This window comes from Fortiea contorta PCC 7126, assembly GCF_000332295.1.
Lineage (GTDB): Bacteria > Cyanobacteriota > Cyanobacteriia > Cyanobacteriales > Nostocaceae > Fortiea > Fortiea contorta.
On the sequence record NZ_KB235930.1, the window covers coordinates 1,455,304 to 1,478,421 of the forward strand.

Annotated in this window: 30 protein-coding genes, 1 tRNA gene, 3 pseudogenes and 1 CRISPR repeat array (1 of these 35 only partly in view); of the genes and pseudogenes, 22 read left to right on the forward strand and 12 right to left on the reverse strand. The window is 41.6% G+C overall.

Annotated features, from left to right (window positions below; translation table 11 throughout):
- Positions 1–2: 2 nt before the first annotated feature.
- From MIC7126_RS0106990 to MIC7126_RS0107000, 3 genes are read left to right on the forward strand one after another with little or no spacing between them, the layout of a single operon-like run.
- Positions 3–704, forward strand: coding sequence for a C40 family peptidase (locus MIC7126_RS0106990; protein WP_017652421.1), 702 nt, complete (start codon positions 3–5; stop codon positions 702–704).
- Between the two features lie 6 nt (positions 705–710).
- On the forward strand, positions 711–1,724 hold the full coding sequence (locus MIC7126_RS0106995) for a glycosyltransferase family 2 protein (RefSeq protein WP_026100087.1): 1,014 nt from the start codon (positions 711–713) through the stop codon (positions 1,722–1,724).
- Between the two features lie 46 nt (positions 1,725–1,770).
- Entirely contained in the window at positions 1,771–3,003 is a 1,233-nt protein-coding gene (locus MIC7126_RS0107000; protein WP_017652423.1) for an MFS transporter, read from the forward strand.
- Positions 3,004–3,092: 89 nt separating this feature from the next.
- Here MIC7126_RS0107000 and MIC7126_RS0107005 read toward each other — a convergent pair.
- Positions 3,093–3,166: transfer RNA gene (locus MIC7126_RS0107005), tRNA-Arg, on the reverse strand.
- A 35-nt stretch (positions 3,167–3,201) separates the two neighbouring features.
- On the opposite strand from MIC7126_RS0107005, the gene moaC reads away from it, so the two are divergent.
- On the forward strand, positions 3,202–3,717 hold the full coding sequence (moaC, locus tag MIC7126_RS0107010) for a cyclic pyranopterin monophosphate synthase MoaC (protein WP_017652424.1): 516 nt from the start codon (positions 3,202–3,204) through the stop codon (positions 3,715–3,717).
- A gap of 1 nt (position 3,718) precedes the next feature.
- Here moaC and MIC7126_RS0107015 read toward each other — a convergent pair whose 3' ends face one another.
- The 5 genes from MIC7126_RS0107015 to MIC7126_RS0107040 form a co-directional block, all read right to left on the reverse strand.
- A complete protein-coding gene (locus tag MIC7126_RS0107015; protein ID WP_017652425.1) occupies positions 3,719–3,916 on the reverse strand; it encodes a DUF2795 domain-containing protein in 198 nt (65 codons plus the stop codon).
- Between the two features lie 393 nt (positions 3,917–4,309).
- Positions 4,310–5,053 carry an LAGLIDADG endonuclease gene (locus MIC7126_RS0107025; protein WP_017652427.1) on the reverse strand — a complete coding sequence of 248 codons (744 nt, stop codon included), beginning with the start codon at positions 5,051–5,053 and terminating at the stop codon, positions 4,310–4,312.
- A gap of 99 nt (positions 5,054–5,152) precedes the next feature.
- A complete protein-coding gene (locus MIC7126_RS0107030; protein WP_017652428.1) occupies positions 5,153–6,250 on the reverse strand; it encodes a tocopherol cyclase family protein in 1,098 nt (365 codons plus the stop codon).
- 18 nt (positions 6,251–6,268) lie between these two features.
- Positions 6,269–6,502, reverse strand: coding sequence for a dienelactone hydrolase family protein (locus tag MIC7126_RS0107035; RefSeq protein WP_017652429.1), 234 nt, complete (start codon positions 6,500–6,502; stop codon positions 6,269–6,271).
- 24 nt (positions 6,503–6,526) lie between these two features.
- Entirely contained in the window at positions 6,527–6,931 is a 405-nt protein-coding gene (locus tag MIC7126_RS0107040) for a monooxygenase family protein (protein WP_017652430.1), read from the reverse strand.
- 97 nt (positions 6,932–7,028) lie between these two features.
- On the opposite strand from MIC7126_RS0107040, the gene MIC7126_RS0107045 reads away from it, so the two are divergent.
- The 4 genes from MIC7126_RS0107045 to MIC7126_RS0107060 all read left to right on the forward strand — a co-directional run bounded on the left by MIC7126_RS0107045 (position 7,029) and on the right by MIC7126_RS0107060 (position 11,102).
- On the forward strand, positions 7,029–7,571 hold the full coding sequence (locus MIC7126_RS0107045; protein WP_017652431.1) for a PadR family transcriptional regulator: 543 nt from the start codon (positions 7,029–7,031) through the stop codon (positions 7,569–7,571).
- Positions 7,572–7,661: 90 nt separating this feature from the next.
- Positions 7,662–9,023: a YcjF family protein gene (locus MIC7126_RS0107050; RefSeq protein WP_017652432.1), complete on the forward strand. Its 1,362-nt coding sequence runs from the start codon at positions 7,662–7,664 to the stop codon at positions 9,021–9,023.
- Between the two features lie 337 nt (positions 9,024–9,360).
- A complete protein-coding gene (locus tag MIC7126_RS0107055; RefSeq protein WP_026100089.1) occupies positions 9,361–10,269 on the forward strand; it encodes a carbohydrate ABC transporter permease in 909 nt (302 codons plus the stop codon).
- A complete protein-coding gene (locus MIC7126_RS0107060; RefSeq protein WP_017652434.1) occupies positions 10,266–11,102 on the forward strand; it encodes a carbohydrate ABC transporter permease in 837 nt (278 codons plus the stop codon). The genes MIC7126_RS0107055 and MIC7126_RS0107060 overlap by 4 nt, the downstream gene beginning before the upstream one ends.
- Before the next feature lie 126 nt (positions 11,103–11,228).
- Here the strand turns inward: MIC7126_RS0107060 and MIC7126_RS27205 are convergent.
- A pseudogene (locus MIC7126_RS27205) lies at positions 11,229–11,711 on the reverse strand (ABC transporter substrate-binding protein); the annotation flags it as partial.
- Positions 11,712–11,895: 184 nt separating this feature from the next.
- Here MIC7126_RS27205 and MIC7126_RS0107075 point away from each other — a divergent pair.
- Together MIC7126_RS0107075 and MIC7126_RS0107080 are read left to right on the forward strand one after the other, a co-directional pair.
- Positions 11,896–12,207 carry a hypothetical protein gene (locus MIC7126_RS0107075; protein WP_017652437.1) on the forward strand — a complete coding sequence of 104 codons (312 nt, stop codon included), beginning with the start codon at positions 11,896–11,898 and terminating at the stop codon, positions 12,205–12,207.
- Positions 12,208–12,404: 197 nt separating this feature from the next.
- Complete coding sequence (locus tag MIC7126_RS0107080) at positions 12,405–12,665, forward strand: hypothetical protein (RefSeq protein ID WP_017652438.1); 261 nt, start codon at positions 12,405–12,407, stop codon at positions 12,663–12,665.
- A 90-nt stretch (positions 12,666–12,755) separates the two neighbouring features.
- Here MIC7126_RS0107080 and MIC7126_RS27210 read toward each other — a convergent pair whose 3' ends face one another.
- Together MIC7126_RS27210 and MIC7126_RS27215 are read right to left on the reverse strand one after the other, a co-directional pair.
- A complete protein-coding gene (locus tag MIC7126_RS27210; RefSeq protein WP_017652439.1) occupies positions 12,756–13,241 on the reverse strand; it encodes a type 2 periplasmic-binding domain-containing protein in 486 nt (161 codons plus the stop codon).
- A 229-nt stretch (positions 13,242–13,470) separates the two neighbouring features.
- Positions 13,471–14,301: pseudogene (locus MIC7126_RS27215) on the reverse strand (amidohydrolase family protein); the annotation flags it as partial.
- A 277-nt stretch (positions 14,302–14,578) separates the two neighbouring features.
- On the opposite strand from MIC7126_RS27215, the pseudogene MIC7126_RS29895 reads away from it, so the two are divergent.
- From MIC7126_RS29895 to petJ, 7 genes and pseudogenes are all read left to right on the forward strand, one after another.
- Positions 14,579–14,830 (forward strand): annotated as a pseudogene (locus MIC7126_RS29895) (ABC transporter permease subunit); the annotation flags it as partial.
- 110 nt (positions 14,831–14,940) lie between these two features.
- Positions 14,941–15,708, forward strand: a complete 768-nt coding sequence (locus MIC7126_RS0107100; protein WP_017652442.1) for an ATP-binding cassette domain-containing protein — start codon at positions 14,941–14,943, stop codon at positions 15,706–15,708.
- 312 nt (positions 15,709–16,020) lie between these two features.
- A complete protein-coding gene (locus MIC7126_RS30225) occupies positions 16,021–16,167 on the forward strand; it encodes a hypothetical protein (RefSeq protein WP_017652443.1) in 147 nt (48 codons plus the stop codon).
- 33 nt (positions 16,168–16,200) lie between these two features.
- A complete protein-coding gene (gene psbV / locus MIC7126_RS0107110) occupies positions 16,201–16,692 on the forward strand; it encodes a photosystem II cytochrome c-550 (RefSeq protein ID WP_017652444.1) in 492 nt (163 codons plus the stop codon).
- 185 nt (positions 16,693–16,877) lie between these two features.
- Entirely contained in the window at positions 16,878–17,375 is a 498-nt protein-coding gene (gene psbV2, locus MIC7126_RS0107115; RefSeq protein WP_017652445.1) for a photosystem II cytochrome PsbV2, read from the forward strand.
- 191 nt (positions 17,376–17,566) lie between these two features.
- Complete coding sequence (gene petE, locus MIC7126_RS0107120; protein WP_017652446.1) at positions 17,567–17,986, forward strand: plastocyanin; 420 nt, start codon at positions 17,567–17,569, stop codon at positions 17,984–17,986.
- 519 nt (positions 17,987–18,505) lie between these two features.
- Positions 18,506–18,850 carry a cytochrome c6 PetJ gene (gene petJ / locus MIC7126_RS0107125; RefSeq protein ID WP_026100090.1) on the forward strand — a complete coding sequence of 115 codons (345 nt, stop codon included), beginning with the start codon at positions 18,506–18,508 and terminating at the stop codon, positions 18,848–18,850.
- Positions 18,851–19,170: 320 nt separating this feature from the next.
- Here petJ and MIC7126_RS0107135 read toward each other — a convergent pair whose 3' ends face one another.
- Entirely contained in the window at positions 19,171–19,641 is a 471-nt protein-coding gene (locus MIC7126_RS0107135; RefSeq protein ID WP_017652449.1) for a tetratricopeptide repeat protein, read from the reverse strand.
- 347 nt (positions 19,642–19,988) lie between these two features.
- Between MIC7126_RS0107135 and MIC7126_RS32215 the strand changes: the two genes are divergently transcribed.
- The 3 genes from MIC7126_RS32215 (at position 19,989) to MIC7126_RS0107145 (ending at position 20,953) form a co-directional block, all read left to right on the forward strand.
- The gene (locus MIC7126_RS32215; RefSeq protein WP_085986995.1) at positions 19,989–20,225 is read left to right on the forward strand and encodes a uracil phosphoribosyltransferase; all 237 of its coding nucleotides are present in this window, start codon (positions 19,989–19,991) and stop codon (positions 20,223–20,225) included.
- A gap of 105 nt (positions 20,226–20,330) precedes the next feature.
- A complete protein-coding gene (clpS, locus tag MIC7126_RS0107140; RefSeq protein WP_026100091.1) occupies positions 20,331–20,657 on the forward strand; it encodes an ATP-dependent Clp protease adapter ClpS in 327 nt (108 codons plus the stop codon).
- Between the two features lie 2 nt (positions 20,658–20,659).
- Positions 20,660–20,953, forward strand: a complete 294-nt coding sequence (locus MIC7126_RS0107145; RefSeq protein WP_017652451.1) for a DUF2103 domain-containing protein — start codon at positions 20,660–20,662, stop codon at positions 20,951–20,953.
- 173 nt (positions 20,954–21,126) lie between these two features.
- Here MIC7126_RS0107145 and MIC7126_RS0107150 read toward each other — a convergent pair whose 3' ends face one another.
- Positions 21,127–21,447 (reverse strand): hypothetical protein, encoded by a 321-nt coding sequence (locus tag MIC7126_RS0107150; RefSeq protein WP_017652452.1) that lies wholly within the window; start codon positions 21,445–21,447, stop codon positions 21,127–21,129.
- 435 nt (positions 21,448–21,882) lie between these two features.
- Between MIC7126_RS0107150 and MIC7126_RS0107155 the strand changes: the two genes are divergently transcribed.
- Positions 21,883–22,110, forward strand: a complete 228-nt coding sequence (locus tag MIC7126_RS0107155) for a hypothetical protein (protein ID WP_017652453.1) — start codon at positions 21,883–21,885, stop codon at positions 22,108–22,110.
- Positions 22,111–22,386: a hypothetical protein gene (locus MIC7126_RS0107160; protein WP_017652454.1), complete on the forward strand. Its 276-nt coding sequence runs from the start codon at positions 22,111–22,113 to the stop codon at positions 22,384–22,386. It begins immediately after the preceding gene.
- Positions 22,387–22,485: 99 nt separating this feature from the next.
- Here MIC7126_RS0107160 and MIC7126_RS0107165 read toward each other — a convergent pair whose 3' ends face one another.
- Complete coding sequence (locus tag MIC7126_RS0107165; protein ID WP_017652455.1) at positions 22,486–22,851, reverse strand: hypothetical protein; 366 nt, start codon at positions 22,849–22,851, stop codon at positions 22,486–22,488.
- 120 nt (positions 22,852–22,971) lie between these two features.
- Positions 22,972–23,118: direct repeats of the CRISPR family, unit length 37 nt; unit sequence GTTTCAATCCCTGATAGGGATTTAAGTTAATTAAAAC (it continues 1,938 nt past the right edge of the window).

Consider the following 23,118-nt stretch of genomic DNA (forward strand, 5'->3'; position numbering starts at 1 on the left):
GTATGCTAACAAATCAATCCACAATCCCCAATAACCAATCGGTTGAGTACCATTGTCTGGCTGACTTGAACTTATATAACTCTCCTGAATGTCAGAGCTTGGCGACTCAAGCCTCTAGCGGGCGACATTTACGTCTAACATCAAATTATCAAGATGCCGCAGTTGAGGTCTATTTGTGCGAAGATGATTATCCAGGATGGCTGGCTATTGCTGATTTGAGTTTATTACAACCAGCTACCTTACTTTATCAGGCGCGGTCATTGACTGAATCTGAGATTAAAAAATTACTTCCAGAGGTAATTGCTTTCACCCACAAAGCCATGCAACAAGCTAATTATTACCTTTGGGGTGGTACAGTAGAACCAAATTATGACTGTTCTGGGTTAATGCAGGCTGCTTTTGTTTCGGTTGGGATTTGGCTACCACGAGACGCTTATCAACAAGAAGGTTTTATTCAACCGATTGCTATTTCTGAATTAACTCCAGGAGATTTAGTGTTCTTCGGGACTCCTCAAAAAGCCACTCATGTCGGTCTTTATTTGGGAGATAATCGCTATATTCACAGTTCCGGAAAGACCCAAGGACGCAATGGAATCGGAATTGATGTTTTGTCGGAACAGGGAGACGAGGTGAGTCGGTCATATTATCAGCAACTGCGGGGTGCTGGTAGGGTGATCAAGAGTTACGAACCACAGAAACGGTGAGGTTTTATGAGGAGTGGATGGGTTTCGCCAAGGGTGAGTGGAGAAAGGGAAACGATTTTGGGTGCTGTCCCTGATGTTTCGGTGGTGGTACCGGTGCGGGATGAGGTGGAGAGTCTACCGTTGTTATTGGGAGCGATCGCCTCTACCCTAATAAATAGTCGCTTGAGTTATGAAATCATCTGTGTAGATGACGGTTCTAGCGATGGTTCGGCGGAATTCCTGAAAACTGAAGCCCAGGGACGCAACGATTTAAAAGCGGTGATTTTGCGGCGTAATTACGGTCAAACTGCAGCCATGGCGGCTGGGTTTAATTATGCTTTGGGAAGGGTGATTGTCACTTTGGATGCTGACTTGCAAAATGACCCCGCTGATATCCCCATGTTGATAGCAAAATTGGATGAGGGTTACGATTTGGTGAGCGGTTGGCGACAAAAACGCCAAGATGGAGCACTAAATCGTTTACTTCCTTCCAAAATCGCTAACTGGCTGATTCGGCGTACCACTAGCGTTGATATCCATGACTATGGTTGTTCTCTCAAGGCTTATCGGGCGGAATTGGTAGCTGATATGCATCTCTACGGGGAATTACATAGATTTCTACCTGCTTTAGCGTATATTGAAGGAGCAAGAATTACGGAAATGCCAGTTAGACATCATGCTCGGCGTTTCGGTAAAAGTAAATATGGGCTATCGCGGACTTTTCGAGTGTTGATGGATTTGTTAACTATTTTGTTTATGAAAAAATTCCTCACTCGCCCGATGCACGTTTTTGGGCTATTGGGTTTAATCTCAATGGTGGTGGGTGTGGTGATTGGCGTTTATTTGACTGTTGTCAAGTTGGCTTGGGGTGAAGATATTGGTAATCGTCCGTTGCTGATTTTAGCAGTTCTGTTGTTGGTGACGGGGGTACAATTATTTTGCTTTGGTCTGTTAGCTGAATTGCTAATGCGTACATACCACGAATCCCAAGGGCGCCCCATCTATCGTGTGCGAGAGGTAGTAGCAAAAAATGTTAAGTAACGTAACAATATTCATCAAGCACACTTAGCGTCAACTTATATCTACTTTGAAAGCTTTTGATAGTTTCGACGCCCGTCTGCGGCAAAACCTGTTGGTTTTATTTACCGCAGGTTTATTATTCTGGTCTAGTATGGCTTCTTTGTTACCCACCTTACCACTTTATCTGGAGGATGAGGGTGCAAGTAAGCAACAAATTGGCATCGTTATGGGTGGTTTTGCGATCGGCTTGTTGGTATTTCGTCCGCTGTTGGGGAGGTTAGCGGATCAAAGTGGTCGGAAGATTTTGTTATTAATTGGTGTTATTGTGGCAGCGATCGCACCTTTTGGTTATTTGGTTTTTAAATCCATGTCGATGCTAATGGCTGTCCGCATTTTTCATGGTATCAGTATCGCTGCTTTCACCACTGGTTACAGCGCATTGGTAGCAGATTTAGCACCTGTCGCTATTCGGGGCGAAATTATTAGCTATATGAGTCTGACTGCTCCCATTGGTTTAGCGATTGGGCCGATTTTGGGAGGATATTTACAAGCGGGAGCGGGCTACCCAGCTTTGTTTTTGGTAGCATCTGAGTTAGCTTTTATCAGTTTCTTGGGCACTTTACAAGTTGCTAATCCTCCCATCCCCGCACCCTTACCCACAGAAAACAGCGATCGCCAGTTTTGGCGTCTTTTGCTGAGTCCACGGGTGAGAATTCCGGCGCTGGTGATGTTGTTGGTGGGTTTGGCTGTAGGGACTTTGCACACGTATGTGGCTTTATTTATCAAGTCAACACAGATAGATTTAAATGCTGGCTTGTTTTTCACGGCTGCAGCGATCGCTAGTTTTAGTATTAGAATATTTGCAGGTCGAGCCAGCGATCGCCTCGGTCGTGGTTTATTTATCACCGGCAGCATTCTCGCTTACACTTTGTCTATGCTCCTACTTTGGCAAGCCAACAGTGCGATCGCTTTTTTAATCGCTGCTTGTCTTGAGGGTTGCGGTGGTGGTACGCTAATTTCTATGATTACAACTATGATGGCAGACCGCTCCTTACCACAAGAAAGGGGACGTGTTTTTGCGATTTGTGTAGCCGGTTTTGATCTAGGAATTGCGATCGCCGCTCCCCTACTCGGTTCCATTGCCGAACAAGTGGGATATCGTCACATGTTTGCATTGTGTGCTGGCTTAACTTTTCTCGCCTTATTGATTTTCCTCACCCAGTCCAGCAAGAATTTATCTCTCTCTGTGCGTTTTGCTCTTGGTCGCTGTGAAGATGTTTACTCCCTGAATAAACCATAAGTGGATGAGATTGATTCTGTGTTGTGTTCAAATAACTGTAGAGACGCGAAATTTCACATCTCTACAATCAAACAACCTATTTTTATCAACGGGCGAGGAGGGATTCGAACCCCCGACACCGTGGTCCGTAGCCACGTGCTCTAGTCCACTGAGCTACACGCCCCTATCCAGAAAATTATAGTAGCACGTTCTCCCCAAATGACGCAAGACATTTTTTCATCAAATTTTCCCTCAACTGATTTAACTCATTTGGATCAGCAAGGACAGGCGCAGATGGTCGATGTGTCTGACAAAATCCCCACAGTTCGTCAAGCTGTGGCTGGCGCCAAAGTACGGATGTTACCGACAACTTTCGCGGCGATTCAAGCTGGGAATGCTCCCAAAGGGGATGTATTGGGGACTGCAAGGCTAGCGGGGATTATGGCTGCTAAACAAACAGCTAGTTTAATTCCCCTATGTCATCCTTTACCATTGCACAAAGTTGAGGTGACACTGACACCCGATCCTCAGCTTCCAGGTTATCAAATTCAGGCGATCGTCAAAACTAAAGCCGAAACAGGCGTAGAAATGGAAGCTTTAACTGCTGTTTCCATTGCAGCCTTAACGCTATACGATATGGCCAAAGCCTTAGAAAAGTCGATACAAATTGTGGAAATTCGGCTATTAAATAAAACTGGCGGAAAATCTGGTGAATATTTCCCGCCAGAATCATAACCTAAACAATATTGCCTATGGCTTTGTTCAGGTCGGTAGGTGTGTTATATTCTTCATCTTCTGGCAATTGCTCTAATATAGATAGCAAATCTTGATCAGCATTATGCTGTCTAGCATGTTCAATCAATTTTTGCTTGTCTGCAGGATAATCAACACCTTTCAAGTGTTTTTGGATTTCCACTGGATTCGCCTTAGCCATATTTATTCACCTCTAAAGGTTACTCCTATCTTCACTAGTGAATTAATTAGCTCCCTCTATCAAAAAGATGAATAAATCTAAAATTTGAAAATTAAAATCTCCCCCACTGGGTTGATAAATTTTGCCGATATTGTTTAGGAAATCAAGGTTATTTCCGCAATTTCCAACTACTCGTTTAGTCGCTGAAATTTTCCCATCTTCCTCAATCCATACCACTGGCTCGGGAAAGAATCAGAGTTATCAACAATAAATCCCTAAAATCTCTTTAAATTAAAGATTTCAGGGATTAAACAAAGACGGGGCTGATGCGACTTGAACGCACGACCTAGCGCTTCAGATTTGTGTGAGTTTCCCCACTCTCTGGACTATACCTTCACCGTAGGTTTTTCACCTTTAGGCGGTGGCCGTTATGTTTTGGGAGATTTTTATTTTGTAGAGCATACTTTCGTGGATATAAGGACTAATGAAAGAAAAGAATCTTTTCCCTTCTTGAGTCCCCATTCGTAGACGATAAAAATCTTTGCTTTTATTTAACCCCCACTTAAATCCCCAAACTTCAGAAAAATAAGAAATTATAATCTCATTTTCTTCTTGGGAAATATAAGTATTTAAAGTTATTTCAACAGCATGGATTTTGCCATTTTTTTTCTTGAAGGACTTAGAACCATCATCCATAAACCATATAGCTATTCCTTGGGGAGTTAACAGGTTAAGGAACTTTCTAGTTATAGTTTTAGTTCCTGCCTTATATAGCTTCTTAACCAAAACCCGTGTTATGGGAATTAACTTAGGGTCTATGCGAATTAGGCTATAGCCTTCTTTGGTATCCCATCGTCGGACATTGACTGATTTTCCTGTTATTTCTTCAAGAAGATTTTTCTTAAAAAGAATATACTCTTCTTGCTTGCATGAATGTTGAATAAAGAAGTTTTTTTTACTTCTACCTCCATCACCCAATAACATTCCAACCAGAATACCTCTTTGCTCTACTTTTGATAAGACATGGTAGTCTATCGTGTTTTTCTCCCTAAAACCAGTCTCTGCACCTTCTCTACCTAATTTTGGTAGAGGTTGGCTCAAGATTACCTTATCTGCTGCCAAACTTAGGCTTCCTTGAATTTGACCACATTCACTCATAAAGTTTCCCTTATGGTGCCCGATAATTCAGGAGGCGCTCGCTCTATCCAACTGAGCTACAGCCCCAAAAAAAGTGTCACGTCTAGGATTATAGCAGCTTTAGCGAGAGTGCCAAGAATTGTCCCAAGCACCGCCGCCGACTTCTAAACCACAAAGATTACTTTCTGCTTTGAGGATAATTTGAGATTTACCGCTACTAAGTTCTTTGAGAGAAAGATTCAGCTTTCCTTGCATGGTATCTCGACAACAAAAAATTAAACCGTTGGCTGTGGGCGCGCGCAGAAGTGTTCCGGGGTGATGTGTAGTCCCTGTCAGTTCAATCTCATATTTGGCATTACGGGCTTGCATTTGCCATCTTCCCCAAGGCTGAATTTGCCAGTCAACTTGAGAATTCCAAGGTACGAATTCATAAAATTTACCTTGATAATGCAAACCAATCATCGCTACAGATTCCATCCACCACAGTACACCACGCCGCCCACCGCCTGCAGTTAACGCTAAGTCGGGTTCGCCTTCAAAGCAATTACAATTAATCCAGAACCATTTTTGCGGAAAAGCACCGCCCCAATTTTTCTCACCGTAGGACGGGGCGTTGGTGAATTCATAGATTTTGCCATTCCAGTCAATCCACCCACTAGCCAAGCCGTGAGCCATTAAAATTTGCCAGCCGGGTTCAAAGATTTGCAAGTATGATAACCACCCAGCGGCTGACTGTTGTAGACTACCTTGATTACCCCAGCCATACACTGGTTTAATTTCATACTGCCAACGGCAATAATTACCTGTGGCTGGGTCGTGAATTGCACCTTGATTTAAAGTGGCTGTAGCTTGATAGCCTTCTTGAACATGGCGTTCAAACTCTGCTCTTAAGAGATAGAGCGGTTGAATTTGTAAGTCGGTTTTTCCCCAATGACCTAAACCTAAGACATCTCGACTACCCCAAAATTTCTGCACATCGGGAAAAGTCCGACAGAGATATTCGTCGTTGGGGCCGAGGATTTGGGCTGCTCCACCGCTGTGGGGTTTACCGCCGATAGGATCTTCGATGGAGTACATGAAGGCGAAGGTTTGCCCGTTTTCAGGTAAAGTCACGCGGTAATACCAACCTTCAAAAAAGCGGCGGTTACTACCATCCCAGTGATAGCCAGCATGGGGAGTTTGGGTTAAGTCGAGAAGGTTTCTGGGAATACTCACCATAGGATTTCGATGTGTTGTCTATTTTCCAGTATGAGCGATCGCACTGAAGGTTTTGTTGATGAACCTTGGAATTCTAGCGATTCGCGTTGCTACATTCTGGATATGGGACGTTAAACCAAATGCCTCCATTAACAACAAAACGGCTGGTTTTTGACCACCTTCGGGATGGGTAAACAGGAAAGCAGGCATCTGTCCATCAGATGTAGTAATCAATACCTTTGTTTGTACAATCTGCGTATTTATATCAGTCATGGAATTAGGGAATGAGTTCTCTCTTTAATTTGCCAAACTTGGGTAAAGTGTTGCCATCCCCTGTGGTTCATGGCTGTATTTGCCACTGTGACTCGGTTGATATGTCTCGTTATACAAACACAGGCTATTGGGATGTTTAATCACAAACTGCATCATCTGGCGATGCGGTTCACCTCTAAAGAACTGTTTCAAGTCTTGTTCTGAACGCCAGTAACTCACCATGATGACTTCATTGACTCCACAAAGTCCTGCTTTCACTTGCACGCAGCCTTCAGCCTCAGTCGTTGCATTCTTAATCCACTGCACATTTTTCCACATCCAGAAAAACCCGGTGCGATCGCGTGCCAAAATGCCGTTGACGAAAACCACAGCCTCTGGGTTTTCTGGTAAATCAATTTTATAAATGGAGTAGCTGTTTATACTTGCCATCTTCAGATTCCTCTTTTTATTCAAAAAAAAGATTATTCAATAAATTGAATATAATATTTAGGTTATATTCAACTTAGTGAATATGTCAACCTAGTTTATGTCTCTTACCTATGCCATTTTGTCAGCCTTGATCGATGCTCCCCGCAGCGGCTATGACCTTGCAAAGCGGTTCAACCCCTCAGTCGAAGGTTCGGTGGGATTTTTCTGGAGTGCGAGTTTTCAACAGATTTATCGAGAACTCAATCGCCTAGAGGAAAAGTCTTGGATACAAGCCGAATCTGTGCAGCAGGAGAACCGTCCGGACAAACGCATCTATACTGTGACGGCTTTAGGTAAACAGCAGTTATCACAGTGGATTGTCGAAGCGGAGGAAATGACACCGATTAAAGATGAGTTGCTAGTGAAACTTTATGTAGGGCATCTGGTATCCTATGAAGCGATCGCCACCAAGCTAGAAGCGCATCGTCAGCAACATCAGCAGCGATTAGCGATTTATCAAGAAATTCAGCGCCAGCACTTCCAGAACCCGCAAGCATTATCGAAAACCCTCAAGTTTCAATACATCACGCTGCTGTGCGGTCTTCACTACGAAACAGGCTGGTTAGCTTGGTGTGATGAAATCATGTCGCTGTTGCAATAGATATAGCAGGTATCTCCATCGCTAGGCTCGTGAACCATCATAAAATGGTAAACAGGGTGTAGTAAACATTTATTTGCCGTTTAAATTCCCATGACTGAGCAAGATGATGCTAATGCGAAGTCAGCTAATTCTCAGGAATCAAGCGAACCAATTGAGAATTTACCGACTTTATCGGTCGATGATTCCTGGACAAACCGCATTGGTGGTATTTGGAACAAAGCAACTCAAAGTTTGGTGCAACTCCTACCCGGAGAACAAATAGCACAGACAGTGATTAAATGGTTTAGCGTCAGCGAAACTCAAGTTGCAGAAATTTTAGAAACAGTTCGAGCCGAACTACCAACCACCGAAGCGCTGCTAATTGGTAAGCCTCAAGCGGGAAAAAGTTCTATTGTCCGGGGTTTGACGGGAGTGTCCGCAGAAATTGTCGGTCAGGGATTCCGTCCCCATACCCAACATACTCAACGCTACGCCTATCCTTCAACTGACCTACCGTTACTGATTTTTACTGATACGGTAGGGTTAGGAGATGTTAAACAAAATACACAAGCAATTATTCAGGAATTAATCGGAGATTTACAACAGTCAACTCGCAGCGCTAGGGTGCTGATTTTGACTGTAAAGATTAATGATTTTGCTACTGATACCCTGCGACAAATTGCTGAGGAGTTACATCAAAAATATCCAGATATTCCTTGTTTGCTGGCGATTACTTGCTTACATGAAATCTATCCGCCTGCTACAGATAATCATCCAGTTTATCCACCAGACTATGAAGAGGTAAAGCGAGCTAATACGGCAATTCAAGAAGCTTTTGCACAGCTTTGCGTAGACGCAAAGCGGCTTGTCGTCAGACATCGCTCTGTGTTAATTGATTTTACCTTAGAAGAAGATGGCTACACTCCCGTATTTTATGGTTTAGAAGCGCTGCGGGATACTCTAGCCGACTTACTCCCAGAAGCAGAAGCGCGGGCGATTTATCAGTTATTGGATCGTGAAGAAGCAAGCAAGCAACTAGGTAATATTTATCGAGATGCCGGACGTCGTTACATGTTACCATTTGCCATCATGGCGGCTACCTTAGCAGCAGTACCATTGCCATTTGCAACCATGCCCGTATTAACTGCTCTGCAAGTCTCTATGGTGGGGCTGTTGGGCAAATTGTACGGACAGACCTTGACACCATCCCAAGCTGGAGGTATTGTTAGTGCGATCGCTGGTGGTTTTTTAGCTCAAGCAGTGGCGCGTGAGTTAATCAAATTTTTACCTGGTTTCGGTAGTGTAATTGCAGCATCTTGGGCTGCAGCGTACACCTGGGCGTTGGGTGAAGGTGCTTGTGTGTATTTTGGTGATTTGATGGGCGGTAAGAAACCAGATCCCCAGAAAATCCAGCTTGTCATGCAAGAAGCTTTTCAATCAGCCAAAGAACGATTTAAGGAAATTCATTCCTAAGCAAGTCTACAGTCATTGGTGTCAACTTAACGTAAAACCTATAGCCCACAAGGAACTGAAGTTCCTTGCTAATAACAGAAGTCATCTCAAGATGACTAAATATGCAAAAAATCTTGAGTCTACTTCAGTAGACTTTAGTTATTAGCCTTGAACTTCAGTTCTGGGCGGGTGTGGAAGCCAACAGATAAGCCATTTCTCGCTTAAGTTGACATGTATGGTCTACAGTAAACCTAGATTCTTGGTGCGAGATTTTTAATTCTCTGGGCAGTACGATAAATAAATCAAGCACAATTCAACGCCACAGCATATTTGTGCATATTTAAACGGAGGTTCACTCATGCACAATATCAGCAGGCGGCGCTCAAGCCCCAGGTGGAATCTTGCAGAAGACTTGAGTGGGTATCTATTTATGCTACCCACGATTTTAGTTTTGGGGGCTTTTGTCGTCTTGCCAATTCTCTATGCGGTGTTTCTTTCTCTGCACAAAGTCCAACTGCTTGGTGGAATTGAGTATCAGTTCATCGGATGCAGCAATTTCACGCGCCTAGTTGAAGATGAGCGGGTTTGGATTGCGTTGAGAAATACTGTTGAATATGTCGCTATTGTTGTCCCTACACAAACAATCTTGGCTCTAGTCCTCGCCGTCACTCTCAATTCTGGTATTCGCGGTAAAAACTGGTGGCGTATTCTTTATTTTTTGCCCACAGTCACTTCTTCAGCCGTCCTGACACTGATTTTTATGTGGATTTATAACACCGATGGGCTACTGAATGATGTCCTCGCCACTGTGGGATTACCTACTTATAACTGGTTGGGAGATCCAGCAGTTGCCCTCAAGGGAATTATGATCATGAATATTTGGTCAACAGCGCCGTTTTATATGGTGATTTATCTAGCTGCGTTGCAAGATATCCCGCAATCGCTTTATGAAGCCGCAGAAATTGACGGGGCTAATGGCTGGCGCAAGTTTATCCATGTGACTATTCCCATACTCCAGCCTGTCACCTTTTTTGTGGTGGCGGTGGGGATAATTGGCACTTTTCAACTGTTTGATCAGTCTTATATTTTCTCCGGTGGTACTGGCGGCCCGAATAACGCTACCCTGACGGTGGTGTTGTTGATTTACCAAGCTGTGTTTCGGAATTTACAGATGGGATATGCTGCAGCGATCGCTTTTTTACTCGCAGCGGTGATCATCATCTTCACTTTGATTCAACGGCGACTTTTTGGAGGCGAAAGCATGTGAGTTTGACTTCTCGCTTTTCCTGGTGGAAAGTACTGCTATACGTGGTGTTGACACTCTACGGTATTATCACTCTGATTCCCTTTCTCTGGGCACTTTCTGCGTCATTTAAACCGCTGGCGGAAATTGTCAGCGGTGAACCAAATTTTATACCACAAAGTTTCACTTTTGACAACTACAGACAAATTTTTTTACAAGAGCCTTTATTTTGGCGTTGGCTATTTAACAGTGTCATCATTGCTGCCAGTGTCACCATTTTAAATTTATTGTTTAACTCAATGGCGGGTTATGCCTTAGCCAGACTACGCTTTCGTGGCAAAAACTTCTGGTTTTTCCTGATTCTGACAGTGCTAGCGGTTCCCGCCCAGATTACCTTAATTCCCACATTCTTGATTTTAAAAGCGATCGGTTGGCTCAACTCCTATCAAGGGATGATTGTACCCGGTATGGTCAATGCCACTTTCATTTTTATGATGCGGCAATTTTTCGTCAATTTTCCCAGAGAACTAGAAGAAGCTGCCCAATTAGACGGCTTAAACACCTTGGGAATCTTCCGACGCATCGTCTTACCCCTAGCCAAACCAGCCCTGGCGGCCCAAGCTGTTTTTGTGTTTATGGGTAGTTGGAATAATTTCTTGTTACCCGTTGTCATTTTATTTGACCCGGAAATGTTTACCCTCCCCTTGGGACTAAACACTTTTAAAGGGCAATATATCAGTTACTGGAACTACATCATGGCAGCTTCTATGGTCTTTACCCTACCTGCTTTGTGTATTTACGCCTTCTTCAACCGCTACTTTATTCAAGGAGTGACGTTCACAGGTGGTAAAGGTTAAAGAATAAGGCATGGGTTTAAAAATACGTGAGTTTGGCAGTTAGAAAACGGCAAAAAACTTGCTAGACATAACTGTTAAAAATTGCCACAACTTCCCAATATTAATTAGTAGTTCACGTCCCAAATATTATTTTTTTGCAAGCACTTCTTGAGGAGTAATTTCGGCATATTGTTCAGGAGTTAAAAAGCCATCTCTCACATTTACCTTTTTAGGTATGAGTTTCAAACCATACCATTTGTCAGCAACTTCTTGTTGTTTATTAATAATTGCTGTGGTAATTGGAATCAAGGTAAAATCATACTTTTTGTGCATAACCTCTAATGTTTGTGGATCAAGTTGAGTTGTTGCAGACAGTAACTGTGCAAGTTATTTAGGGTTATTTTTAGACCAATTTTGGGCTTTTTGTACTTCTTCTAAAAAGACTTTAATGACTTCTCGATTTTCTTCATAGAATTTGCGGTTTGTGGAAAAAAAGTTGTTAGTATCTCGCAAACCGTTACCACCATCAGTTAAAACCCGTCCGGTGTTATTTTGGATATTTCTTGTCACAAATGGTTCCCAGATAAACCAAGCATCTACTTTACCTTGACTAAATGCCACATTAGCATTTATCCCTTTATCTTTATTTGTTTCGCCACTTAAAAATATTTCGAGTGGCGAAAATTCAGGGAAAAAGCAAATTTTTCTGACTACCTAAAAGCAATCTTAGGCAGGAACAGGAGTAGCAAATCTAGCATATTTTTCATCTCCTCATAAGATATTTGAATATTTTAGGAATGAGCTTGTAGGCTTAATGGAGATTTACTATCCAGTTGATGCAATCACAGCCCGTCTATTTAAGGCCATAGAAACTATTAATCAGAAAAACCTAAGCCTTGAACAAACAACGTTAGAGGAATACTTGAGTTTATTTTTGACCTTTTTCTCAGATGTAAGTAAAGTAACAGGTACTTCTGTAGACTTGGCTAAAGCACGTTCTAAGCTCTTTGAGTATGGGTTTGCTATTTTGGTTAGCCAGCATAGTGGAAAATTATATACTGATCCAGATGTTGAAGGTCTAATGGGGTTAGCATTTGACCGAACCTTGAGAGCCTTGAAGTTGTAATTATTAGTGTACGACACCCAAAAGTAGGAGGTTGCTCAATGGATAAGTTAGATTGGTATCGTCAATTAATTTAGGAGTTACTAGTAGCAAGAGCAAAATTGTGCTCTCCAAACGACCCGACCAAAAGTCAGACAATTTTTGATCGGGAGTGCGATGTAAAATTAAGAAATAGCAATAACTAAGGTAGTGATGTACTGATGACATATCCAGAACTGCGCCAAAAAATTGAACAGCAATTAGCTCAACTACCACCCGATCAGCTGTCCTTGGTTAGTGACTTTTTAGATGCTATACAAACCAGAGAGAATAAAAGCGATCGCCCACTCCGTCGATTAGCTCCGATTAAACGAGGAAGTAAAGCCGTAGATTTATTGAAGTTTGCAGGAACATGGCAAGGCGAAGATTTAGAAGAATGCCTGCAATTTGTTCGTGAAACTCGCTCCAAAGCTGAATTTTAATTATCTAATTCTATGTATCTTTTGGATAGAAACCATTGTAGCTAAATCATTAATAATACTCCTAGCGTTATTACAGCATTACGTTCACGTTCAGCTAATGAAATCGGTTTTTTTCCCTTTAATATCAGCTAATTTTTTAATAAGAGAATCAGATCTGACTATAATACCTTGATTTTCACCCCGACTAGGAGTGCGTCCAGCAATGTAGATAACTTCTGTGATCCCGGCGGCTTGTGAAAATATTGGGGGTGTTTCCCCCACAGTACCAATATCAACTTTACCTGCGTTCATTGCTTCTATCAACTGCGGCCCGGCTGGGAATGGCCCTACCCAATTTACTTTGACACCCAAAGCTTGAAACCGTGGCTCTACAACTTTTCTGACTTTGACAATATCGCCTGAAGTTTGATAAGCCAAGTTGATTTCTTTGGCAACAAATCCTCGTTGGGTTTGCGCTTGACTACTCTGTAATAAGCTACCTACTAATGGTGTTGATAGAGCAAATAATCCTAATGCTGAGTATTGTACAAGCTGTTTAAAAAATTTACGACGTTGGTAAACAAATGGTATGTTCATTGCTAGGATATCTGTTTTTGAAGTAAAGTGCGATCGCTAGGGAATACAAACCACAAAAAGCCAAAATTTTTCTATCGGTTACTAATACGCTGAGGCGTAATCGCTGCATATTGTTGAAGAGTGAGTAATGCCTGTCTAATATCAATCTGCTTAGGTATGATCTTCTCTGCGTAAAATAAATCTGCGATGCGCTATTGTTCAGCAATTAGAGAAGGGGTAAGTCTTCTTAATCCATAAGTGCGTCGGTAAAATCTGGCACATCCCAGTGACCAACATCAGAGGAATAGATGGCGTTGATTTTCACACCCAAGGGATTGGCTTTGTCGTTGAATGCTGCTGCGATGGTGCGATCGTCGGACTCAGAACCAAAGAAGAAACTGTTCACCCAGCGATCGCGGATATCTTCTATACTTTCAATTCCCGCAGCCTGATCTGCTGGATATTTCTCAGCGCTCGCCTTAATTGGACGTTTCACATTATTAGTAATATTTGCAACTTTTAAACCTAGTGTTTTTACGGCAAATTCTAACTCTTCAATAGCTTCTTGAGGAGTACCCATTGGGATACCAGCTACCACTGTGAGGCGATCGCTATATTTCCGATACAAATCAACATGATAGTGATTCACCGCACGTTGCAGTGCTTGACGGTTCTGTTTGCTTGCTCCCGCCGGTGCTAAGACATTGTTGGGAAACAGCACCGAATAATCTGACCCCTGCTCCGCTTGACGCTCATAGAACAATTCCGGAAGAGTGTAAGTAGCGAGATCCAAAGTATTGCGGGTAACTCTCGCCCACCAAGGCGATCGAATTGTCCGGTTATATTGACGTTCTTCTGGAGTTTGTTGATACCAATCTTTACCATTAACTTTGGAGTTCAGACGAGAAGTTTCCGCTTTCCGCAGTTCATCCACAAGTTTCGAGCCACCGTATTTAGCAATATAATCCTCAAGCGCCGGCGTGAAATCATTGGTATGAACATCAGTATCAATGATTGGATAATCGAGGTTTGCTTTGATTGCGGCTGAACGGGAAGTTTTTAATCTGCTATATTCAGTCATGTTTTTTTCCTTTGTTGTTATTGGATTATTAGGTACTTTTGATGGCAGAACGGCTGATAACGCCAACGTTACAAGACCACCCAATGATTGGTCTATTGGTGGTCTGCATTATCGGTTTCCAGTAGGTTCAAATACCCAAGTCAACATTTATGCTTTATCTGATGGAGCTAATGAACTAGGTTTTACTGTACCGATTAATCCATACTTTGAAAGTACTCTAACAGGCGGTTCTAATGGGATTTCCCGATTCTCACGACGAGCTTTAGTCTATCAATATGTGTCTTCAATTTTGATTGGTGTGCGCTTTTCCTTAGGGATTATGTGGCTATCGTTAATTGTAGCGGAACAAATTGCAGCAGATTCTGGTATTGGTTATATGGCAATGAACGCCCGAGAGTTTATGCAAACAGATGTTGTAGTGTTAAGTATTATTATCTATGCACTATTAGGTAAACTAACAAATTCCACCGCCAGAGCTTTAGAAAACAAATTTTTATCCTGGAATCCTAATTACACATCTGCTGGGTAAAGAATTAGGTCAAAACTTATTGAAGTTTTGATCTTTATTAGTTCAGGGTAAAAATTCTAAATCTTCAGTAACTTAATCACTCGACAATCTCTCAAAAAGGAAAAAATCACATGGTTTCAAATACACAAGGTTCACAACTCAATATTTTGAATTTAAGCAAAGTTTTCGGAAATAAAACTGTCTTAAATTCATTAAATTTAGAAGTAGCACCAGGAGAATTTATTGCTATCGTGGGGCGTAGTGGCTGCGGTAAAAGTACTTTATTGCGTTTAGTGTCTGGGTTAGATAAACCCACTGCAGGCGGCATATTATTAGATGGAGAACCACTACGTAAACTTAGTCATTCTGTAAGAGTGATGTTTAAAGACCCCAGGTTACTACCTTGGAAACGCGTGATAGATAATGTGGGTCTGGGTTTGCAAGAAAATTGGCGAACAAAAGCTGCGTGGGTATTAGAACAAGTCGGACTCGAAGATAGAGCTGGTGAATGGCCTCATGTGTTATCTGGAGGGCAAAGACAACGAGTAGCATTGGCTAGAGCCTTGGCGAGCCAACCACATCTATTACTACTTGATGAGCCTTTAGGTGCATTGGATGCGTTAACTCGCTTAGAAATGCAACACTTAATTGAAGATTTATGGCAACAAAGAGGCTTTACGGCATTTTTAGTGACCCATGATGTAGAAGAAGCTGTGGCACTAGCAGACAGAGTGATAGTAATTGAACAAGGGCGGGTTGCGTTAGATTTACCTGTAAGATTGTCGCGTCCACGAGACAGAGCTAGTGAAGTATTTATAAATATAAGAGAAGCAGTACTAGAAAAAGTTATGAATAATGAAGATAGTCAAGCACATCGATTATTGCAGTTGAGCCATTAACACTCTAGCTTGAAGTGGATATTTCATCTATTAACACTGCCCCTGCTTTGCTTAGGTTAAAGCAGGGGCAGTGTTAATCGCCTATTATTACTCCAAGGTGGTTTTTTCCCTGAGCCTTGGTCAACTTAGACTTCACAAATGAATGTCTTGGCAATCACCTTCTCTACTGTCGGATTTGTAAATTTCTACCCTGGAAATACCCCTCCTTGATCCCCACCGGAAGGGTAGCCGTATTTTAAACGACAAATTGCACTCTTAACATGATATTGGTATTACAGCGACTCAATCTCTATCTACCAGTTAACAAGCATTATGGGTTTTGCAGACCTAGCGATCGCAGAGATACCCGCAGATTACAATCATCCTGTAAAACAGCGGTACTCGAAAAGTTATCTCAAGCTGATGGCTGAGGGCCATGAGCAACTGGTGACATGGAGATTGAGCATCGTTGTTAATTAGCTGTGTTGAGCGTCAAAATTTTTAAGGGGAAACATGTTTAGAAGACTAATTGGTGTCATTGTAGCTACCGTTTTGCTGACTTTTCAATTTATTGTCGGTGGCGCGAGCGCGGTAGAGCTGGATACAGCGACGCGGACAGTACCATTAAATGATCAAGGCGAGACTGTCGTCCTCAGCCTCAAACAAGTCAAAGAAGGCAAAAGCTTATTTAATTACGCTTGCGCCCAATGTCATGCTGGGGGCGTTACCAAGACCAACCAGAACGTAGGACTTGAACCAGAAGCGCTGGCGTTGGCAACTCCCAACCGCAATAATATTGAAGGCTTGGTTGATTATCTGAAAAATCCTACTACCTACGATGGAGAAGATGAGATTTCAGAATTGCACCCCAGCCTCAAGAGTGCGGATATTTTCACCAAAATGAGAAATCTGAGCGACGATGACTTAACAGCGATCGCTGGTCATATTCTCTTACAACCTAAAGTTGTTGGCACTAAGTGGGGAGGTGGCAAGATTTATTACTAAATCTAGCCATTAATGCACAATTGCTGTAGTTCAGCGCGGTAATTACCGCCACTCCAGTTGTTGGCTGAGTTCTCAGTGTGGAAAATGGGGATTAGCAACCAGACGCAATCTCAAAGACAAATGCTCAGGCTCTAATCCTCTTTTCCCAGAACAATTAAAACTCAACTGCTGCTCCCAAATTGCTAATGCTGTCTAAATTATTTGCCAATTATCGATTTTTACTTTTGGTGATTGTCTTGGGATTATGTAACTGCCATACTCCATCTGCTCAAGCCGCTACCATCGACCCTTACATCAGCCGATATTTACATATTACAGAGCCAATAGAGCTGCTGCTAGACCAAGAGGATAAGACTGGTCTATTTTCGCCCTCACAATTAGCTGCTGGTAAAAAACTTTTTGAAAGCAACTGCATTAATTGTCATGTTGGTGGCGCAACTTTGCCAGATCCAGATGTATCACTTTCTCTCAACACTCTCAAAGCCGCTCATCCGCCACGCGATCGCATTAACTCCCTTGTCGCTTTTATGCGTCAACCGATGACATACGACGGCTCTCAAGAAACTTATTGGTGTCGTCAACTCAGTCCCAGTCTACTCTCTCAACAACAGGTGGAAAATTTAGCAGCCTTTGTGCTCACCGCTGCTCAAAAGGCTCCCGGTTGGGGCACAGAAAAATTTTAAATATCTTCAGTTTATTCTTGACTAATAGACAATTTTATGGGTTACTACGTTCTCACATCTTTCGCTAGCTGCACATCTGTTGAATATTGATTGTTTTTCGTAAAAAAAATACATCTATGACAGATTGTCATATTTAGCCTCAATTGTATTTAAAATGAGAAAGAGAAAGACAATCGGTTAGGAGTAGAGATATGAAATTCATTGCGGCAAGCTGGCGACGTCTTAGTTTAGCTGTATTAACAATCCTTTTAGTCGTGAGCAGCTTCGCTGTTTTCACCCCTAGCGCTGCGGCTGAAACATATAAGGTCAAATTGGGTAGTGATAAAGGATTACTGGCATTTCAACCCAAAGTGTTAACGATCAAACCAGGCGACACAATCGAATGGGTAAACAACAAAGTTCCTCCCCATAACGTTGTGTTTGACGCTGCAAAAAACCCTGCCAAGGATGCTGCACTAGCCAAGGCTTTGTCGCACAAAAAGTTGTTGATGAGTCCAGGTCAGACACAATCAACTACCTTCCCCGCAGATGCACCTGCTGGTGATTACACATTCTACTGCGAGCCTCATCGTGGCGCTGGCATGGTTGGTAAAATTACTGTCCAAGGCTAGGCTTTATCCGGGTTACACCAATTCGAGACGATTTCTGAGTTTGGCGCTTTGGCTAAATTTTTGCTAAATTTTGGATAATTGGTGTTACCGAATATAATCAGCACCAAAGGTGACTTGTACAAAGGTTGACTGGCGGTGTCGAGTCCTGTTCTTTACCAATAAGCTAACCACCACGCAGCAATAGTGGAAAAGAAGAACTCGTCACTGCCAAATTTAAATAAGATTTTCCGGGGAATCGAACTACCACAAGCGTACTTACCTCTTCAGAATTGTTAACGCTATTGTGAGTGGTTACAGAGTCCGACCATGAATATTTATTTGATAGTAGCTGCTATAAAAATATCTCAAGAGTTTTCGCTGTTTAGTAGCTTTTAGCTATACAGAAACTGGCACTTGATAGGGTAGAGTACACATAGCGGTTAGCAACTGCATATTTTAATGCATTTTATGGTTGATAGCAGCCATAGAATAGCTAGTGGAGACGGTTTTCAATCGCCAGAGCGTTGTGAGGAGAATCTTTTGAGAAGAGTCTTATTTATTTTGCTGCTGTTGTTCACCCTCTGGAGATTCACATTTATTCTGCCAGCTTTAGCTGCTGAAGTGGCCGATGGAGGAAAAATCTTCAACGCTCATTGTTCTTCTTGTCATATAGGCGGTGGAAATATCCTCATCAGCCAGAAAACCTTGACAAAAGAAGCATTATCAACATACCTCAATAACTATGAACAAGATGGTATACAGGCGATTATCTACCAAGTACAAAATGGTAAAAATGCTATGCCTGCTTTTAAAAACAAGCTCAGTAGCCAAGAGATTATCGAGGTAGCTACTTACGTTTTTCAGCAAGCAGAAAATGGTTGGTAGGATATAGTGCTTCTCGTTTTTTGATGGTACATTTCAACGAGAAGCGTTATGTAGAAATCATTTTTATCTGTAAATGTCTGGTAGTCAAAATTTTTCATCCAAAATTTCAAATTGTTATGAGTGCGATCGCTAAAATCGAAGCTGTTTATAAAATGACTATATGATGTGTAATTTTTGAGTTCAACTATGAATTTGTAATTGGTAGAATGTTTTCCTGAGCCAAAAAAACTAACGTTTGGAAATATACTGAATAAAATTGCGACCAATAGGACAATAAATTGCTGTTGTGGGAACGGAAATAGATTTAGACAACAAGATATTTAGCTAAATCTGAATGTACATTCTAGAATTAACTTTTGATTCACCAGTGAATAAGGTTGAATTATCAACGCACGTTGAAAAGCTTTAATAGCTTCACCATATTCTCCCAAGGCCGCATGACACAAACCCATACCGTGAAGCGCACCAAAATGCACTGGATTGAAATGTACAACCATCTGACAATCAGTTAAAGATTTTTGATAATCACCAATGCTGTAGTAAAGAAAAGCACGACGATTCCAAGCCTCAGCAAAATCCGGTTGTTCGTCTATGAGTTTTGTTAAAACAGATTCGGCTTCGGTAATTTCCCCCGCATCTAGCAACTTCTGGCTGTGATCAATTTTTTCTAGCCCGTATACACCCTTCTGCTGAAACCAGATGCGCCAGATTTTTTTAGTAGCCTGTTCGCGGACTGTGGCGTCAGGATTTTTCAAATCTTCAAGTAAGGGATTAATAGATAAAGAATCCATGAATTTGCTCTAAGTAATTTCATCATTAGATCAACTGTCGCACAAAATCATCTCTAGTAACATTCACTAAGACATTTTTTAAATCATCTTTAAATTGTCCTAACACAATTGCAACTAAAGTAATTTCTGTGTTATTTTTTTCTTTTTGTTCTTAAAAATATAAATACTTAAGTCTTAGGGTAGACCGATGTATAATTAGTTATAAAAATATGAGAATAAGCTAAATAAACATCAACTATTGGTAGTGGACAAAGCTATATTCATCAATTGTTTATCAAAACATACAAAACACACAAAATTACTATGCCAAAGCCAAACAATGTTTCTCGGCATATCCGATTGGGGGCGTGACGGTGTATATTGTCGGTGATGTCAGAGCGATCGCTCATCCTCATACACCTGTAGCTGTCCGTCTACACGACGAATGCAATGGTTGTAACGTCTTCGGTTCCCATATCTGCACATATCGCTATTTCAGTGCTGTACATATTAATGTGACTGTTCATACAGCAGCTATTGATGACCATGGTTATATTATTCCTGGATTAGGGGATGCGGGCGATCGCTTATTTGGGATTAAGTAGGAATGACGAATATAACGAAGAAAATTCACAAAAAATCATCATTTCCTAAGTATGGACTACACTAGTTAGTTGTAGTGTTGTAAAGTTCAGTTGGTTAACTGTTTTATGGTTATCGGACTTTCAGAAGATGTTTACGGGATGGCGACAGCACCAACTGTAGCTCCTGAACGGTCTATTCAAGTTACTCGCAAGCCTTATCCCAATTACAAAGTCATTGTTTTGAATGATGACTTTAACACATTCCAACATGTGGCTGAGTGTTTGATGAAGTATATTCCGGGAATGAGCAGCGATCATGCTTGGGATTTGACCAACCAAGTACATTATGAAGGACAAGCGATCGTCTGGGCTGGCCCGCAAGAGCCTGCGGAACTATATCACCAGCAGCTGCGTCGAGCTGGGTTGACGATGGCTCCGTTAGAGGCGGCTTAACAATGGGTAAACCCTCAGATGGCAGATTAGTTTGGAATCACTCGACCCATCTTTCCGGACTTATCCCCATTTTAGAACGCTTGTGTCACCAGCATGGCATCCAAACCGTGACACCGGGAGTGCTGGGTCGAGTTAAAAGTCATTGTCCGCAAATGCAACTGCGTATATCTGTGCCCATTCTGGGGGGTTATAAAGTCATCGCCAGACAAGGGAAGACAGTACAGGAGGTGTTTATTTTGACGACTTTAGATCAAGATAAACTTTTAGAGGCGATCGCGATCGCTATGAAAAAATAGGTGTTTGTGACTCATGTAAGTCCCTTAAAACCCCTGTAGAGACTCGGTGCTTCCCGTCTCTACATTTCGATTGATACCTCAATTCAGCACAGTGAAAAATTAATACCTTCTACAGTTAATATTTTTTTGTTATATAGTCCATCTTGCATCAATTCCGCTTCCCTGGCGATTGATCATTCCTCTACGCGGCGCGCTGCAAATCTGTGTAAAGGTAGACTGAGAATGCAAGAGAAAGTGAGAAAATATGACAGTGCAGCGGTGATTTTTAAAGTCATTTGTAGCATTTCCCAGTGGGGTAAAACTAATTTTTCAATCCCAAAAGCAAAGCAGTAAACTAGCCAGTAAGAAAAACTCATTCTAAACAGAATCCGCTCTGTTTCTTCCACATCATCCTTTTGCAGTTCACCGCCCCACAGCAATATTAGTCCAAGGACACAAGCGAAAAAGGAAACTGTAACTACAACCTCATGACGAAATAGATTGAGCAAATGCATTTGTGTTTATTCCCTTAGTTTTCAGTTAAAGTTCAGTCTAAAGGAATATTCCTGCGGCTTCTACAAAAGATTTACAAACTGCAATAGACTACTGTTATTTTTGTAAAAAATTGCAACAAAAATATTAGTTTTGCTAAGTCTCCGGTGTTCAGTTATTTTGCCTCTAAACTAAGTCCTATGTAAGGCTAGGCATGATAGCTAGCGTCACTTAGCTAAATATTACACATCTTCACATAGTGTTGAGATTAAACTAAATATTCATGACTATAAATTAGGCTAATAAGCAGCAGACATTAAAAATTGCATATACGGTTACATTTCCGCAATTGCGCTGATACATTCATATTGCATGAAAATAAATCCCGTAAAAACACGGTTACGCTGATTTGTACTTTTAAGCAAAACTGCGCTCATCTAGTTTATTAGGGTGCATTTATGGCTAACGCTGTAAAGCCGATTATCCCAGTTTATCTGGACTATGCAAAAACAGTAACTCTTGAATCGAAACAATCTGCACACAATAACTTCAGTAATGATTGCTGGGAAATACCTAGTGAAATAGCTGATGTCGATATTCAATTTTCAGCAAATTTAGCAACTTGGGAGCAGCTAAATTTTACCGCTGCTCAGAGCATCCATCTTATGCTTTTAAGGAGGTACTAAATGTCTAAAGCGTTAATTCAAGATATCTTTAGTAATCCTGAAGAGTGGGAAGAGACGGCTTTACCCGCAACAGATAAAGATTTGTTGGTGTTAACAGAAAGACTTTTAGAGTTTGAAATTCCCACTCAGGTTTTCTTTCAAGCTATAGCTATTGCTGCTTATGACAGTGCGTCTGCTTTTCGCTACTTTGATAACTATCTAGCCACAACTAAAAAGAAGAACAAAATACGAAATTTACTTTTGTCACGGTCTAGGAAGAACTTTGAAAATAATTGAGATGGATTTTGAGGATGTAGAGACGTAAGATTTTACGTCTCTATCAGAGTTGTGGTAGAGCAGAAAAATATTTTCATTATTCTTAAAACTTTTTGCTACTTAAGGCGTATTGAGTCCGCTAACAGGTAAGGTTTGCCATTTACCAGCAAATATACTTTCACTCGCTAGAGAAATTCTCAGCAAATCCTCCTTGAGTAGTGGGGGCCATTCAACGCCTGCTTTCCGTCCGATAACAAACAGTTGTTGCGCTTTGATACCTAATTGATATAGTGCAAAAGCTAGCTCTCTATCTATATTTGGGGCTTCTTTGAGGGCTTCAAACACCACTTTCAAGGCTAGCAAAATCGAGGTAATCTGACCAGGTACAGGCGGTTTTCCCTGCTGCATACGCACTAGCAGAGCATCTGAGTTGTTTTCGGTGGTTGTCTGGTCTATGAGGATTTTGCGAGCTGTTTCATAATTCATTTAGCTTACCTGAGATTAAGCATCAGTAGTAGGAGCATAGCATTGCTACGCCTCCAAGTTTCAACCTTTTATAGGGATTTAGGCACAGACGCCAAGCTGCTTCCTGCAGGTAAGTACCAAGGAATAATCCCTGATAGGGATTTGAGTTAATTAAAACGCAATAGAAAAACTTTTCACATACTTGATTAACCCAATAATTGTTTCAATCCCTGATAGGGATTTAAGTTAATTAAAACCAGCGATCGCTATCGCTTCTAGTACTTCGTA